The organism is Pseudomonas sp. Pseusp49, assembly GCF_059491875.1.
In genome coordinates, this window is the sequence record NZ_CP168514.1 from 4,940,001 (window position 1) to 4,955,224 (window position 15,224).

18 protein-coding genes (1 of these 18 only partly in view) are annotated in these 15,224 nt (G+C 61.2%); 12 read left to right on the forward strand and 6 right to left on the reverse strand.

Going from position 1 to position 15,224, the window contains the following annotated elements; genetic code table 11:
- A protein-coding gene (locus ACEN83_RS21865) for a TetR/AcrR family transcriptional regulator (protein WP_495578414.1) crosses the window boundary here: on the reverse strand, positions 1-76 show its 5' end (the start). Its footprint begins 485 nt before the window's first position; 76 of the gene's 561 nt are visible here — the first part of the coding sequence; it begins with the start codon at positions 74-76; its stop codon lies off the left edge, out of view.
- A gap of 91 nt (positions 77-167) precedes the next feature.
- Between ACEN83_RS21865 and ACEN83_RS21870 the strand changes: the two genes are divergently transcribed.
- Positions 168-896: an SDR family oxidoreductase gene (locus tag ACEN83_RS21870; RefSeq protein ID WP_407800394.1), complete on the forward strand. Its 729-nt coding sequence runs from the start codon at positions 168-170 to the stop codon at positions 894-896.
- 36 nt (positions 897-932) lie between these two features.
- A complete protein-coding gene (locus ACEN83_RS21875; RefSeq protein WP_495578415.1) occupies positions 933-1,523 on the forward strand; it encodes a 2-hydroxychromene-2-carboxylate isomerase in 591 nt (196 codons plus the stop codon).
- Here ACEN83_RS21875 and ACEN83_RS21880 read toward each other — a convergent pair.
- Positions 1,520-2,518, reverse strand: coding sequence for a zinc-dependent alcohol dehydrogenase family protein (locus tag ACEN83_RS21880; RefSeq protein ID WP_495578416.1), 999 nt, complete (start codon positions 2,516-2,518; stop codon positions 1,520-1,522). The two genes, ACEN83_RS21875 and ACEN83_RS21880, sit on opposite strands and share 4 nt — an antisense overlap.
- Before the next feature lie 104 nt (positions 2,519-2,622).
- Here ACEN83_RS21880 and ACEN83_RS21885 point away from each other — a divergent pair, with 104 nt between their 5' ends.
- Positions 2,623-3,543: a LysR family transcriptional regulator gene (locus ACEN83_RS21885; protein WP_495578417.1), complete on the forward strand. Its 921-nt coding sequence runs from the start codon at positions 2,623-2,625 to the stop codon at positions 3,541-3,543.
- Here ACEN83_RS21885 and ACEN83_RS21890 read toward each other — a convergent pair.
- The 4 genes from ACEN83_RS21890 to ACEN83_RS21905 form a co-directional block, all read right to left on the reverse strand.
- Positions 3,536-5,344, reverse strand: a complete 1,809-nt coding sequence (locus ACEN83_RS21890; protein WP_495578418.1) for an aminopeptidase P family protein — start codon at positions 5,342-5,344, stop codon at positions 3,536-3,538. The genes ACEN83_RS21885 and ACEN83_RS21890 overlap by 8 nt on opposite strands.
- Positions 5,345-5,409: 65 nt before the next feature.
- A complete protein-coding gene (locus ACEN83_RS21895) occupies positions 5,410-6,567 on the reverse strand; it encodes a cysteine desulfurase family protein (RefSeq protein ID WP_495578419.1) in 1,158 nt (385 codons plus the stop codon).
- Between the two features lie 206 nt (positions 6,568-6,773).
- Positions 6,774-7,388, reverse strand: coding sequence for a LysE family translocator (locus tag ACEN83_RS21900; RefSeq protein WP_495578420.1), 615 nt, complete (start codon positions 7,386-7,388; stop codon positions 6,774-6,776).
- A gap of 101 nt (positions 7,389-7,489) precedes the next feature.
- Entirely contained in the window at positions 7,490-7,759 is a 270-nt protein-coding gene (locus ACEN83_RS21905) for a hypothetical protein (RefSeq protein ID WP_007973410.1), read from the reverse strand.
- 296 nt (positions 7,760-8,055) lie between these two features.
- On the opposite strand from ACEN83_RS21905, the gene ACEN83_RS21910 reads away from it, so the two are divergent.
- The 9 genes from ACEN83_RS21910 to ACEN83_RS21950 all read left to right on the forward strand — a co-directional run bounded on the left by ACEN83_RS21910 (position 8,056) and on the right by ACEN83_RS21950 (position 15,131).
- On the forward strand, positions 8,056-8,514 hold the full coding sequence (locus ACEN83_RS21910) for a VOC family protein (protein ID WP_104448869.1): 459 nt from the start codon (positions 8,056-8,058) through the stop codon (positions 8,512-8,514).
- Between the two features lie 350 nt (positions 8,515-8,864).
- Positions 8,865-10,067, forward strand: a complete 1,203-nt coding sequence (locus ACEN83_RS21915) for a PepSY-associated TM helix domain-containing protein (RefSeq protein ID WP_495578421.1) — start codon at positions 8,865-8,867, stop codon at positions 10,065-10,067.
- Complete coding sequence (locus ACEN83_RS21920) at positions 10,064-10,606, forward strand: PA2404 family protein (RefSeq protein WP_495578422.1); 543 nt, start codon at positions 10,064-10,066, stop codon at positions 10,604-10,606. The genes ACEN83_RS21915 and ACEN83_RS21920 overlap by 4 nt, the downstream gene beginning before the upstream one ends.
- Positions 10,603-10,929 carry a hypothetical protein gene (locus tag ACEN83_RS21925; RefSeq protein WP_495578423.1) on the forward strand — a complete coding sequence of 109 codons (327 nt, stop codon included), beginning with the start codon at positions 10,603-10,605 and terminating at the stop codon, positions 10,927-10,929. Before ACEN83_RS21920 ends, ACEN83_RS21925 begins: the two co-directional genes overlap by 4 nt.
- Positions 10,926-11,498, forward strand: coding sequence for a DUF6162 family protein (locus tag ACEN83_RS21930; RefSeq protein WP_495578424.1), 573 nt, complete (start codon positions 10,926-10,928; stop codon positions 11,496-11,498). Before ACEN83_RS21925 ends, ACEN83_RS21930 begins: the two co-directional genes overlap by 4 nt.
- 35 nt (positions 11,499-11,533) lie before the next feature.
- Complete coding sequence (locus ACEN83_RS21935; protein WP_495578425.1) at positions 11,534-12,460, forward strand: metal ABC transporter substrate-binding protein; 927 nt, start codon at positions 11,534-11,536, stop codon at positions 12,458-12,460.
- A 101-nt stretch (positions 12,461-12,561) separates the two neighbouring features.
- A complete protein-coding gene (locus ACEN83_RS21940; protein ID WP_495580901.1) occupies positions 12,562-13,320 on the forward strand; it encodes a metal ABC transporter ATP-binding protein in 759 nt (252 codons plus the stop codon).
- A complete protein-coding gene (locus ACEN83_RS21945) occupies positions 13,320-14,219 on the forward strand; it encodes a metal ABC transporter permease (RefSeq protein ID WP_095968106.1) in 900 nt (299 codons plus the stop codon). Before ACEN83_RS21940 ends, ACEN83_RS21945 begins: the two co-directional genes overlap by 1 nt.
- Positions 14,220-15,131 (forward strand): metal ABC transporter substrate-binding protein, encoded by a 912-nt coding sequence (locus ACEN83_RS21950; RefSeq protein ID WP_495578426.1) that lies wholly within the window; start codon positions 14,220-14,222, stop codon positions 15,129-15,131.
- Positions 15,132-15,224 lie beyond the last annotated feature (93 nt).

Sequence of the window (15,224 nt, forward strand, 5' to 3'; positions counted from 1 at the left end):
ACTTCTTGGCCGACAACGCACTGCTTTCCAGCAGCCTTTGCCTGGTTTCCAGCTTGTGACTGGCCGAATAACGCATTGCCTTTCCCCTGAATTGCTCACCTTGACGTCTGTCGAATCATAGCATAACGTTCGTTTAGTTAACGATCGTTTACCAAAGGGATCAACCCATGAATAACAAGAAGGTCGTATTGGTCGTCGGTGCAGGTGATGCCACGGGCGGCGCCATTGCCAAGCGGTTTGCCCAGGAAGGCTTTGTCGCCTGCGTCACTCGCCGTAGCGCGGACAAGCTCCAGCCACTGGTGGAGGCCATCAAGGCCGATGGCGGCGAGGCCCACGGGTTTGCCTGCGATGCACGTAAAGAAGAAGACGTGATCGCGCTGGTCGAGCAGATCGAAAGCCAGATCGGCCCCATCGAAGCATTTGTCTTCAACATCGGCGCCAACGTGCCGTGCAGCATTCTCGAAGAAACCGCCCGCAAGTATTTCAAGATCTGGGAAATGGCCTGTTTTTCCGGTTTTCTCAATGCCCGTGAAGTGGCCAAGCGCATGGCCAGGCGCCAGCGCGGCACGATCCTGTTCACCGGTGCCACCGCTGGCATGCGTGGCGCTGCCGGGTTCGCCGCATTTGCCGGTGCCAAGCACGGCATTCGGGCATTGGCGCAAAGCATGGCCCGGGAGCTCGGGCCGATGAACATTCACGTTGCCCATGTCATCGTCGATGGCGCCATCGATACCGATTTCATCCGTGAAAGTTTCCCCGAGAAATACGCTACCAAGGATCAGGATGGCATCCTCAATCCCGAGCACATCGCCGAAAACTATTGGTACCTGCACAGCCAGCCCCGCGATGCCTGGACCTTCGAGCTGGACCTTCGCCCCTGGAGCGAACGCTGGTAATCGCCCACACACAACAATAAGACGAGCGCCTTGAACATGAGCAAAACCGTGGAGTTCTACTTCGACCTCGGCAGCCCCGCCACCTATCTGGCCTATACCCAGCTACCGAAGATTTGCGCACTGACCGATACCCGGCTGGTCTACATTCCGTTCTTGCTGGGCGGCGTATTCAAAGCCACCGGCAATGCTTCTCCAGCGACTATCCCGGCCAAGGGCCGCTACATGTTTCAGGACCTGGACCGCTACGCCAAGCGCTACGGCGTGCCCCTGAAGTTCAATCCGCACTTCCCGATCAACACCTTGATGCTCATGCGCGCCGTAACGGGCATGCAATTGCGCCACCCGGAACGCTTTGCCGCCTTCCTCGACTGCCTGTTCAAGGCCATCTGGGTAGAGGGTCGCAGCCTGGACGAACCGGCAACCGTCGCGGCAGTGCTCAGCGAAAACGGCTTTAACCCACAGGAGGTACTGGCCCTGACCGCCGATGAAGAAATCAAGACGGCGCTCAAGGACAACACCGAAAAAGCCGTACAGCGAGGCGTATTCGGAGCTCCGAGCATGTTTGTCGACAACCAGCTGTACTTCGGCCAGGATCGACTGGACTTCGTGCTCGAAGCCCTGAGTTAGACCTCGATGACCAACCGCCCCTTTGCCGCTCCCGACAAGAGCAGTGCATGGGCGGCTTCTGCCGACTCCAGTGTGAACGAGTGCGGGTCAAGCAACGGCACGAGCTTGCCCGCCTCGATCAACCGCGCTGCCTCGCGCAGAATCTCGCCGTGATGCTCGCGTCCCTGGCCCGTCAACAATGGCAGCAGGGTGAAGACACCGGAATAAGTCGCCCCGCGAAAAGACAGCGGTGCCAGGCTGTGCTGGCCCCACCCCAGGCAACTGAGTACATGACCGTGATACACCCGGGCAGCCTTGAATGACGCATCCAGCGTTTCGCCCCCCACGGTGTCATAGACAATGTCGAAACCCTCACCGGCCGTGTGCTCGGCCACATAGTCTTCGACCGAAGACTTGCGGTAATCGATAAACGTCGCGCCGAACCCTTCGATGATCGATTGCTGCCCGGCCGAGCCCGTGGCAAAAACCTCAGCACCAAAAGCGCGGGCGATTTGTACCGCTACATGTCCGACGCCCCCGGCACCGCCATGAATCAATACCTTCTGCCCGGGTCGAACACGAGCCCGGTCCACCAGGCCTTCCCAAGCGGTGACCAGCACCAGTGGCAATCCGGCCGCTTCGCGCATGCTCAGGTTGTGCGGTTTGCGAGCCAACAGGCGGGCATCGACCGCCGCGTATTCGGCCAATGAACCTTGAATACCACCAATACCGGTGGCCATGGCGTATACCTCATCCCCCGGCAGCCACCCACTGACGCCCTCGCCCAGCGCCTCTACGGTCCCGGCCAGATCCATTCCCACGATCGCCGGCAGTGGTTGCCCCGCATGAGTCGCCTGCCCGGAGCGGATTTTTCCATCCAGTGGATTCACACCGCTGGCCTTGATCCTGACCAATACCTGCCCGGCCTGTGGCACGGGCCGCGCGATGGAAACCAGGCGTAACGGCGCATTGGCCGAGTCGATCATCAAAGCGCGCATGTTCAGTGAGTCAGTCATTTCGCCATCTCCCATCAGAAGTGAATACAGGGTGAATCTTGCCTCGCCCTATACATGCCGATAAGACGCTATGTCTCTATAGTGATCATGCCGATACAGCATCAATGAGAAATACCGTGGACACACTCAATGCAATGGCGATTTTCGTACGGGTGGTTGAGCGTGGCAGCTTTTCCGCCGTTGCCCGGGAGTTGCAGACCAGTCAGCCAACCATTAGCAAGGTGCTGCAAGCGCTGGAAACCCGATTGGGCGGAAAGCTGATTGCCCGCAGTACCCGCAAGCTATCGCTGACGGACGAAGGTCAGCGCTACTACAACGAATGCCGGATCATCCTCGCTGCCGTGGATGCGGCGGAACACAGCTTCCAGTCCGGCCGAGAGCGGGTTGCAGGGCCTCTGAAAATCGGTTCGTCGGTCAGTTTCGGCCGCTTGCAGATCGCCCCCCGATTGCCGGACTTTCTCAGGCACTACCCTGACGTACAGATAGACCTGCAACTGAACGATCAGAACCAGGATCTGGTCAGCGAAGGGCTGGACGTCACCTTCCGGATCGGTGCCCTGAACGACAGTGGCCTGATCGCTCGTCTGGTGGGTACGACCCATCGGGTGACCGTCGCATCACCTGACTACCTCAGGCAATACGGCCAACCGCAAACACCGCAGGAGCTGGGCAGGCACAACTGCCTGATGTTCAACCTGCTGAGCAGTCAAAACCTGTGGGTTTATACAAAAGATGCGCAGCGTCATGAGGTGCGGATCAAGGGCAATGCTCAGAGCAACAATTCCGAGGCGATCCGCGAACTGGTGCTGGGGGGATTGGGGATTGCGCTGTCGCCGGTGTGGTTGTTCAGCGAGGATCTGAAAGCCGGGAGCGTGACGACGATACTTCCGGACTACACGGCGCAGTCACTACCGATTCATGCCGTGTCCCCGGCGAATCGTCGCCAATCCGCCAGGGTCAAAGCCTTTGTTGACTACATGAGCCGGGCGCTGGAGACAGCGCCCGAACTGAAAGCAATCAAATAGCCGCGGTACGGGTGTTCAGCCACTCGAGGGCTGCACCCTCGACCAATGGGCTCAGGCGTTCGCGCACTTCGGCATGGTAGGTGTTGAACCACTGCTTTTCGTCTTCGCTCAGCAGCGAGGTTTCCAGGCAACGGGTGTCGATCGGGCACAGGGTCAGCGTTTCGAACTTCAGGAACTCACCGAACTCGCTTTTGCCTGCCTCACGGTTCATCGCCAGGTTTTCGATCCGCACGCCCCAACGGCCCGGACGATAGGTGCCCGGCTCAATGGACGTGATCATGCCCGGCTGCATCGCCGTCTGTGGCGCAGGCGCAGCCTGATAGGCGATGACTTGCGGACCTTCATGGACGTTGAGGAAGTAACCGACGCCATGACCGGTGCCGTGACCGTAGTCGACACTTTCCGCCCAGATCGGCGCACGGGCGATGGCATCGAGCAGCGGCGACAGAATGCCTTTCGGGAACTGCGCACGGGACAAGGCAATCACGCCCTTGAGCACGCGGGTGCAATCGCGTTTTTGCTCATCGGTCGGGGTGCCCACCGCAACCATCCGCGTGATGTCAGTGGTGCCGCCCAGGTACTGGCCGCCGGAGTCGATCAACAGTAGACCGTCCCCTTCGATGACCGCGTGCTCCTCTTCGGTGGCGTGGTAGTGCGGCATCGCGCCATTGGCGTTGTAGGCGGCAATGGTATTGAAGCTCAGCGACACATAATCCGGACGGCGCTCACGAGCAGCAGTGAGTTTTTCGTCGATGGTCAGTTCGGTGATGCGCTCATTGCCCAGCGCCGAGTCCAGCCAGGCGAAGAATTCGCACAGTGCTGCACCGTCCTGCTCCATGGCCTGACGGATGTGTTCGGCGTCGGCCAGGCTTTTTTGCGACTTGGCCAGGGTGGTCGGGTTCAGGCCCTCGATCAGTTTCACCCCGCTGTCGAGGTTGTCCAGCAACCCCGCCGTGACCCGCGCCGGGTCGACTTGCAGGCTCGCGCCGCTCGGCACGGCGCGCAGCGCGGCAGCGACTTCGCTGTAGTCGCGCAAGGTCACGCCGTCCTGTTCAAGGATGGCGCGCAGTTCGGCACTGACTTTGCTCAGGGCGACAAACAGCGTGGCCTGTTGCTGATTGATCAAGGCGAAGGAAACGAATACCGGATTGAACGACACATCGCCGCCACGCAGGTTGAACAGCCAGGCGATGTCATCGAGGGTGGCGATGAAATGCCAGTCGGCACCGCGGGCCTGAAGGGTTTCACGCAGTTTGGCGAGTTTTTCGCCACGGCTGACGGTCGCCTGTGGAGGCAAGTGCTGATAGATCGGTTCGTTCGGCAGGCTTGGGCGGTCGCTCCAGACGCCGCCAAGCAGGTCGATGTCGGTGCGCAGACGGGCGCCACGCTCTTCGAGTTTAGCGCCCAGGGTCCGTGCCGACGCCACGGCCATGACCGCGCCATCGACCGCGACGACGCCACCCTCGGGGGTTTGCTCGGCCAGCCATTCCAGTGGCCCGGGTTGACCCGGTTGCAGCTTGACCAGGTCAATGCCGCTGCCCTTGAGTTCCTTGGTCGCCTGCTCCCAGTAACGGCTGTCGGCCCAGACGCCGGCAAAATCCGGGGTCACGATCAGGGTGCCGACCGAACCATGGAAACCCGACAACCACTGGCGCCCCTGCCAGTAACCCGGCAGGTATTCGGACAGGTGCGGGTCGGCCGACGGCACCAGCAAGGCGTGAATGCCCTCCCGGCTCATCAGTTCGCGGGTTTGCGCCAGGCGCCGGGGCACCGATCCATTGATCGAAAGCTGCGTATTCATCGTGTCTCCTGCTAACCACTTCATCATTATTGTTGAGTGCCGATCAACGTCGGCGCTTCGTCGCCCTATTGCCAGAATGCCGGAGCACTGGCGCAGGCTGCCTTGATCAGTTGAACCGCCTGGTCGATGTCCTGCTCGGTGGTGAAACGCCCGAGGCTCAAGCGCATGGTGCGGCTGGCCGAGCGGGCATCATGCCCCAGGGCCAGCAGCACATGGGATGGAGTATTACTCGCGGAATTGCACGCCGAGGTCGCGGAAAACGCGATCGAGGTCAGCAACGCCGCCGGGTTGAACTCGCCTTCCGCGAAGGTCAGGCTCAGGGTATGGGGAATGCGCCGGGTCGGGCTGCCGTTGAGACGCACGCCGGGAATGCCCTGCAATTGCTCGAGCAAGCGTTCACGCAGACGCACGATGGTGGCTTTCTCTTCATCGAACGCAGCCGCCGCCAGTGCAAAGGCCGAACCCATGGCCACGATCTGATGGGTCGCCAGGGTGCCCGAACGCAATCCGCCCTCATGCCCGCCGCCATGGATCTGCGCCTGCAATCGTTGTTGGGCACGCGGACCGACGTACAACGCACCGATGCCTTTGGGGCCGTACAGTTTATGCGCGGAAAACGACATCAGGTCCACCGGCCACTGCGCGAGATCTATCGCCACTTTGCCCGCACCCTGTGCGGCGTCGACATGGAACAACGCCCCCCGTTCACGCACCACCTGACCGATGGCGGGAATATCGTTGAGCGTGCCCAACTCGTTGTTGACCAACATCAGCGACACCAGGAAAGTGTCCTCGCGCATGGCGTCGCTGACCGCTTGCGCGGTGATCAGCCCATCGGCATCCGGCACCAGGTACGTCACGGCGACACCGGCATCCTGCAGTTGCCTGGCGGTATCGAGAATGGCCTTGTGTTCGATCTGGCTGGTGATGATATGGCCACCGCCAGTGCCGCGGCCCTGGGCTACGCCTTTGAGCGCGAGGTTGTTGGATTCGGTGGCGCCTGAGGTCCAGACGATCTGTTCAGCTGTCGCGCCGACCAGTTCGGCGACCTGGCGTCGCGCCTGCTCAACCGATTGCCGGGCCTGCTGGCCGAAGACATGAGAGCTTGAGGCCGGGTTGCCGAAATTGCCGGTAAAACCCAGACACTCGACCATCACCTTGATGACCCGCTCATCCACCGGCGTGGTGGCGGCGTAATCGAAATACAACGGACGTTTGTTCATAAATGACTCGCAGAGCGTGTTCCGGGATCAGGAAGCTCATGACTGTAAACGGCAAAGCGCAGCCTTGTGAGCTGCGCGCTGTTTTCAGAACGTTACCAATACCTGATCGGATGCCGTTAAAGAAGGACTACTTCATTTAATAGTGCGTAGGAACGCTCCTGAAAAGTCAGCTTAACAGGCATCGGGCAACCGATTGAAGCAATGCGTCAGCTAAAGCCTTCGAGCAGCAGCGGATACAGCGATCCCACAAGCAGCGCGGCCATGCCCCAATTGAACAGGCGCAGCCAGCGGCGATCCTTCAGAACGTTGCGCAACAGCGTGCCGCAAGCGGCCCAGACACCAACGCTCGGCAGGTTGATGATGGCAAAGACGGCTGCAATCACGATCACATTGACGAAGTAACCCTGCATCGGCGTGTAGGTGCTGATGGCGCCAATGGCCATGATCCAGGCCTTGGGGTTGACCCACTGGAACGCGGCGGCGCCCAGATAGCTGATCGGTTTCGCCTCGCTCTGCTGACTCTCCGACATGGGCCCGGAATGAGCGATTTTCCACGCCAGATACAGCAGATACGCCGCCCCCACGTAACGCAGCACGGTGTAGAGCAAAGGGTAAGCCTGGAACACCGCGCCAAGTCCGAAACCGACCGCCACCACCAGTACAAAGAAGCCACAAGTGATGCCGAGCATGTGCGGAATCGTGCGGTTGAAGCCGAAGTTCACGCCGGATGCCAGCAACATGGTGTTGTTCGGACCGGGTGTGATCGAGGTGACGAGGGCGAACAGGGCAAAGCCCAGCAGCAGGTCGAGTGAGAGCGTCATGGGTGGCAGTCCGTCAGGGTCGGTCAGGTGTTGACCCTATCGCACACCTTGGGCGAAACCCATGGACAGTTACGCGAAACTTGGAGCAGTACAGTTTTGCCTCAGCTTGGACGACCGTGAAGCTGTACAGATCGCCCGGCGTTCATTTCCCCCTGATTGTCGTAGCTGAACGACTTTTGCGGCTGGCCGAGCAATTCGGCTTTCTTCGCGTGGTATTCGTCGAAGGACAATCCCCGGCGGTTCAGCGCCTCCAGCGCCAGTTCCTTGCTTTCTTCAGCCGTGTAAGGCCGAAGCTCCGGGGAAACATGGCTGGCACACCCGGCGAGTACGGAGACGGCGAGCATCAGCAAAGTGGCGATCATCGGTTTCATTTCTGGCGTCCTGGCGACTGGGTTCGAGGCAATGAACACAGGCTACCCGCGCGTTCCGGGTAGCAGAAATCAACGCTTTCAATAGTGGCTATCAGGAAATGACGATCATTGTCCTTATCAACACTTGTCCAGAGCACAGGCCCGGAGCGCATTGGCTGGAGCCGACCTGATGGCATTTGTGTGGCGTTGCTGCTCGTCGGGCGCTCGGTGAGACGAAAGCGGCTGGCCTATATTTATTCGGCTGTACAACGAAGCAGGTACTTTCCACTCACAGAACAAGAACAGGGAGATCCATCATGAGCGTCAAACCCATTCCGGAGGGGTATCACAGCATCACCCCCTATCTGGGTATCCACAAAGCTGCCGAAGCCATCGATTTCTACAAGAAAGCCTTCGGCGCCATTGAGGTCATGCGCCTGGCCATGCCCGATGGTGGCATCGGTCACGCCGAACTGCGCATCGGCGATTGCCCGATCATGCTGGGCACGCCGTGCGATCAGGGACCGTTGAGCAATCCGGACAATTCGCCGTCCGTGGGTCTGCATTTGTATGTCACCGATGTCGACAAGTCCTACAAACAGGCCATCGATGCCGGTGCCACCGTTGTATCCGAGGTCAAGGATCAGTTTTACGGCGATCGCTCGGGGACCTTGAAGGATCCCTACGGGCACCTGTGGTTCCTGGCGACGCGCAAGGAAGACCTGACTCAGGAACAGATTGAACAACGGGCGAAGGAGATGTTTCAGCAGGGTTGAAATCTTCGCGAGCAGGCTTGCTCGGAATCTGTGGGAGCGGGCTTGCTCGCGAAGGCGGTGTGTCAGGCAACATTGACTTTGAATGTGCCGTCCCCTTCGCGAGCAAGCCCGCTCCACCGTTTGATCTTCAGTGAATGTGAATCCTGCGGCCGGCCGTGCGCGGGTTGCTCTGCCTTTCTGCCTATCGAGAAACATTTTCTTTCACTTCCCCTTTCGGGATTTCCTTTGCTCATCCGTCTTACCTAGATGCAGTCCTGTCGCGTAGGCAAAAGCCACGACTGGACCTTCAGGGCGCTCATCCCTGCGAAGCCCGCAGCCGAGCAGCCTCTCATCCAGGCAAGACCTTCAATATGTCGAAGAAATCCCGTTCAAAAATCTGGTTCCTGGTCCATAGCTGGCTGGCGCTGCCGATCTGGTTTTTCGTGCTGATCGTCTGCGTGACCGGCACCCTGGCGGTGATCAGCCAGGAAATCGTCTGGCTGGCCAACCCGCCCATGCGCGCCAGCCAGCCCTCGGACGATGCACCACTGCTCAGTTATCAGCAGGTCATCGAGGCCATCAACAAGGCCGAACCGCAGACCGTGGTGCAGAGCATCAGTCGGCCCGACGAGTCGCACTTCGCGCTGGATGTCGAAGTCAGCTATCCCGACGGACGCTCGGTGGTGATTTATGTCAATCCATACAGCGGCGTGATCCAGGGCGTCGCGCCGGAGTTCAACTTCCGCGCCTTCACCCGGGCGCTGCACGGCTGGTGGCTGGTGCCGTTCACCAACGGCTACAGCTGGGGCTGGTACCTGGTGTCGTTTCTCGGCTTGCCGCTGCTGGCTTCGCTGGTCACCGGGCTGGTGGTCTACAAACGCTTCTGGAAAGGTTTTTTCCGCCCGACCCTGCGGATTCGCCACGGCGCGCGGATTTTCTGGGGCGACTTCCATCGCCTGAGCGGTATCTGGTCGATCTGGTTCATCGCGGTGATTTCCATCACAGGCACCTGGTTCCTGATCCAGGCCTTGCTGTTCGATAACCAGATTTCCATCTCCACGGAAAAGATCATTCCGGCGATGTCCCGCGAAGCGGTACCGCTGTCGCCCGATGGATCGCCCCCGCCGCGCATCGACCTTGATCGCGCGATTGAAATCGCCACGCAGAAAATCTCCGGGCTGGAAGCCAGCTTCGTCAGCCTGCCGGGTAATGCCTACAGCCATCTGGATGTCGGAGGACGCGGTTGGTATCCACTGATGTTCCAGACCGCGACCCTCAACCCGTACACTGGCGAAATCGCCGCCTCTCGCCTGATTTCGGACCGTTCGGCCCTGGAGTTCGTCACCGAGTCCATGCGCCCACTGCACACCGGCGACTTCGGTGGCTTGTGGATCAAGCTGATCTGGGCGTTCTTCGGCCTGTTGCTGAGCATGATGGTGCTCAGCGGCTTGCTGATCTGGACCAAGCGCACGGCACTGGCGACGGCCAATGCCTTCAAGCGCAGCAACAGGACATCGCGCGGCGCCACGGCGCAACCGGCCACCCGCAAGGAAACTTCGGAGGCCAACCTGTGAGCAAAGACATCGCGGTCTCACAACCCTCGCGCCTGAGCGTGCTCTGGCACAAATGGCGCTTTCACCTGAACGTCCTGTTGCTGCTGATTCCACTCGGTTTCATGCCCAAGTACTTCGCGGATGAAGCATTGATGCGTGGCGACAGTGGCCTGGGCGAACGCGAAGTCGGCGAAGTCCAGGTCGGCCCCTGGAGCCTGCTCCTGGCGGAGTTGCGCAACGCCGCCCCCACGCTCGATGGCCCGGCCGGCTACATGAAGGGTTTCAACGCGGCGTTGTGCGAGGCCTGTATCGGACAGGTCAAGGCCACCTACCTGCGCATCGGCAAACCCCGCAGCCTGCGCGCCGCCGGCGTGATTTTCTTCGGCACGCCGTACCGCATGGGCGCTTCACTGCCCGTCCCGGAAAAGACCACGGCCGACGCCGAGCTGTGGATCACCATGGAAGGCTGGGACGGCGCCATGCATCAGGCATCCATTCCTTTGAGCCAGGCCTCCCCCGCCACCATCGCCTGGTTGAACAAACAAGGAGGCAAACCATGATCAACCCGCTTCGTCCACTCAACACCCTGTTGCTGCTCTGCGCCGGTTTCAGCGCCAGCGCCCTGGCCCACAACCCGATGTGCGAATGCAAGGCCATCGACGCCGAGCAGATCAAATGCACCGGCGGCTTTTCCGACGGCAGCGGCGCTCCGGGCGTGACCCTCGATGTGATCGGCTACGACGAGACCATCCTGGTGCCTGGCAAACTCGGAGCCGATTCGACCCTGACGTTCAAGAAACCCGGCGCCGAGTTCTATGTGCTGTTCGACGCAGGCCCCGGTCACGTGGTGGAAATCGACCAGGCGGACATCCAGGCGCCATGAATACTTCAACGACCCAAGTCGTACGCCCGGCCGGTGCCGGTCACGAAACCCTCTACGTCCTGCTGCTGTGCCTGATGATCCTTGCGGTCGCCGGTTCGGTGGTGCTCTGGCGCGGGGAATCCCATGAGGCGGGCAGCGTCAACAGCCACCAACTGGATGCCCGCCGCGACCTCAGCGCTGCCGAGCAAGGCATCTACGCCGACTTGCGGGTGACCCTGGACGAGATTCATTTACTGCGCCAGGAACAGCAAACCCTGCCGACGTCCGAGGCCCTCGCCGACGAGGGTTTTGCCCCGTTTGCCCGGGATGCCAGCTCCGTCAGCCGTGGCAGCCATGCCTGGCAATTGCTCAACGCCAAGGCCTACTTCGGCCTGAGCAAGACGCCGACGGTAGCTGGTTCATTCCTGATGCGCCTGACCGCCACCGATGACGCTCCGGACATCTGGCTCAACCGCGCCGGCACGCTCACCGCTCCGGCCGACCTCAGCGACAGCGCGCTCGAAAGTGCCGGCTGGCAACAGATCGTCGCGCAATTCGATGCCGGCGTGACCCGCCAGCACCGGCATTGAACCCTCGCCCTCACCCGAGAGAAGACCGCTTTCCCATGCCCATTCCATCTCAACGCTCTATCTTGCGCGTGCTGCTGATCGGCCTGCTGGCCTGCCTGCTGCCATCCCTTGCCAGTGCCGAGGCAGCCAAGCGCCTGCGCATCGGCATCACCCTGCACCCGTATTACAGCTACGTGGCGAACATCGTCGGCGACAAGGCCGAAGTGGTGCCGCTGATTCCGGCCGGTTTCAACCCGCATGCCTACGAACCCCGCGCCGAAGACATCAAGCGCATCAGCGGGCTGGACGTGATCGTGCTCAACGGCGTAGGCCATGATGATTTCGCCGACCGCATGATCGCCGCCAGCGAAACCCCGAACGTGCCGGTGATCGAAGCCAATGAAAACGTGCCGCTGCTTGCCGCCACCGGTGTTGCCGCCCGGGGTGCCGGCAAAGTGGTGAACCCGCATACCTTCCTGTCGATCAGCGCCTCGATCGCCCAGGTCAACAACATCGCCCGGGAGCTGGGCAAGCTCGATCCGGCCAATGCCAAAACCTACACCGAGAACGCCCGCGCCTACGGCAAGCGCCTGCGCAAGATGCGCGCCGATGCCCTGGCCAAACTGACCCAGGCGCCGAACGCCGAGTTGCGCGTAGCCACGGTGCACGCCGCCTACGACTACCTGCTGCGCGAATTCGGTCTGGAAGTGACAGCCGTGGTCGAGCCGGCCCACGGCATCGAGCCGAGTCCGAGCCAGTTGAAAAAGACCATCGACCAACTGCGTGAGCTGGACGTGAAGGTGATCTTCTCGGAGATGGATTTTCCCTCCACTTACGTCGACACCATCCAGCGCGAATCCGGCGTGAAGCTGTATCCGCTGTCGCATATTTCCTACGGCGAATACACCGCCGACAAGTACGAAAAGGAAATGACCGGCAACCTCGACACCGTGGTGCGGGCGATTCAGGAGTCGGGGGCATGACTGCCAAGGATATCATCAGTGCACAAAGCCCCGTTCCAAGTGAATCCGAATCCATTGTGGGAGCGGGCTTGCTCGCGAAGGCGGACTGTAATTTGGCAATGATGCTGACTGACCCACCGCTTTCGCGAGCAAGCCCGCTCCCACAGGTTCCCGGCCCGACCCTGGATTTTGCCGACATCAGCCTGACCCTCGGGCGCACGACGATCCTCGACAAGGTGACCTTCCAGGTCCGTCCCGGCAGCGTGCATGCGCTGGTCGGCCCCAACGGCGGCGGCAAGAGTTCGCTGATCAAGACCCTGCTCGGGCAAATGCCGCATCAGGGCCGCTTGAGCCTGCAGTGGTCGGCCGAACCGGGGACGATTGGCTATGTGCCACAGGCGCTGGAATTCGACCGGGGTTTGCCGATGACCGTCGACGATTTCATGGCTGCCATGTGCCAGCGTCGCCCGGCCTTTCTCGGTTTGAGCAAACATTACACGGCGGCGATTGGCGAAGCCCTTGAACGGGTCGGCATGCAGGACAAGCGCAAGCGCCGCATGGGCGCGTTGTCCGGCGGCGAACGCCAGCGGGTATTGCTGGCCCAGGGGCTGATCCCGTCTCCGCAACTGCTGGTGCTCGACGAGCCGATGTCGGCCCTCGATGAAGCCGGGATCCGGGTGTTCGAACGCCTGCTCGGCGACTGGCGAGCGGCGGGCATCACCGTGCTGTGGATCGAGCACGACCTGGAAGCGGTCGGGCGCCTGGCCGATCACGTCACCGGCCTCAATCGCCGCGTGCTGTTCGACGCCACGCCGCAACAGGCACTGACGCCGGAGCGCCTGCTGACGCTGTTCTCGACTCACCCACGGAGCCTTGCCTGATGAGTTACGAAGCTTTTCGCCTGATGGTCCAGGGTTGGGCATCGTCGGGTTATCTGCCCGAGGCGCTGGCCTATGGATTCGTGGTCAATGCGCTGCTCGCCGGCCTGCTGATCGGCCCGGTGCTGGGCGGCCTGGGTACGCTGGTGGTGGTCAAGCGCTTCGCGTTTTTCTCCGAAGCCGTCGGCCATGCCGCGTTGACCGGCGTGGCCATCGGCATTTTGCTCGGTGAACCCTACACCGGTCCCTACGGCAGCCTGTTCGGCTACTGCCTGCTGTTCGGCATTCTGCTCAACTACCTGCGTAACCGTACCGGCCTGGCGCCGGACACCTTGATCGGCGTGTTCCTCTCGGTGTCGCTCGCCCTGGGCGCCAGCCTGCTGTTGATTCTGGCGGGCAAGATCAACGTGCACATCCTGGAAAACGTGCTGTTCGGTTCGGTGCTGACGGTCAACGGCAATGACCTGCTGGTGCTGGCCATCGTCGGTTCGCTGGTGATGGCCCTGGCTTTGCCTTTGTACAACCGCATCATGCTCGCCAGCTTCAATCCGCAACTGGCGGCGGTGCGCGGGGTGGCGGTGAAGGCCCTGGATTATCTGTTCGTGATTCTGGTGACGCTGATCACCGTCGCTGCGGTGAAGGTCATCGGTGCGATTCTGGTCGGCGCGCTGCTGGTGATTCCGGCAGCGGCGGCGCGTTTGCTCAGCCAATCGCTGAAGGGCTTTTTCTGGTGTTCGGTGCTGATCGCCACCGTCAGCACGCTGTGCGGGATTCTCGCGCCGATCGTCTTCGACCTGCCGATTCCGTCCGGTGCCGCGATAATCCTCGTGGCCGGTATCGCCTTCGCCCTGGCCGCCATTGCGCGCGGCATCGTCCCCAGCCTGAAAGGGAACCTTGGATAAATGATTTTTTCTCTGCGCCAACTGACCCTCGCGGTGGCCCTGTGCGGGTTGACCGCCACGACCTTCGCCGCAGATAGCGGCAAACCGCTGCGCGTGCTGGCCTCTTTGCCGATTACTTATCGTCTCGGTGAACTGCTGCTCAAAGACACCGATGTCAGCCTCGAACGCGCCGCGCCGGCCAATCTGCCCGGCAGCCGCCAGACTGCCTACTTCACCGGCCGAGGTGCCCCGGCGCTGGCCCAGCTGGCGAAGGATGCCGATGCGGTGATCGGCCTGCGTTCACTCTGGCCGGATGACCCGCTGTACCCGATCTCCCGGCGCAGCAATATCCGTATCGTCGAAGTCGATGCCGCCCGCCCGGTGGACGGTGCCCTGCCCGGCATCGCCGTGCAGCCGGGCAACAGGGTCGACGGCCTCAACAGCCGGCCGTGGTTTTCCAGCAACAACATGGGCCGCATGGCCGACGTGATGGCGGCGGACCTGGTACGCCTGGCCCCTGAGGCCAAGCCGAAAATCGATGCCAACCTGGCAGCCCTCAAGCAACGCTTGCTCAAGCTCAGTGCTGACAGCGAAGCGCGGCTGGCGACGGCCGATAACCTCAGTGTGATGAGCCTCAGCGATCATTTCGGCTACCTGATCGGTGGGCTCAATCTGGAGCTGGTGGGGCTGGATGCGCGACCGGATGCGCAATGGACACCAGAAGCGCTCAAGGCGTTAAGCGCGATGCTCAAGGACAATGATGTGGCGGTGGTGTTGCATCACCGGCAGCCTTCGGAGACGGTGAAAGCCGCGATTGCTGAGGCGGGGAGTCGGTTGGTGGTATTGAGTACCGATGCTGAAGACCCGGTGGGTGAACTGGAAGGGAATGTGGAAAGGGTGATCGAGGGGTTGAGCAACGGGCCTTCGGCCTAAGATCAAAAGATCGCAGCCTTCGGCAGCTCCTACAGGTATTGCGCATCCTGTAGGAGCTGCCGAAGGCTGCGATCTTTTACCAGGAAGCCCGCT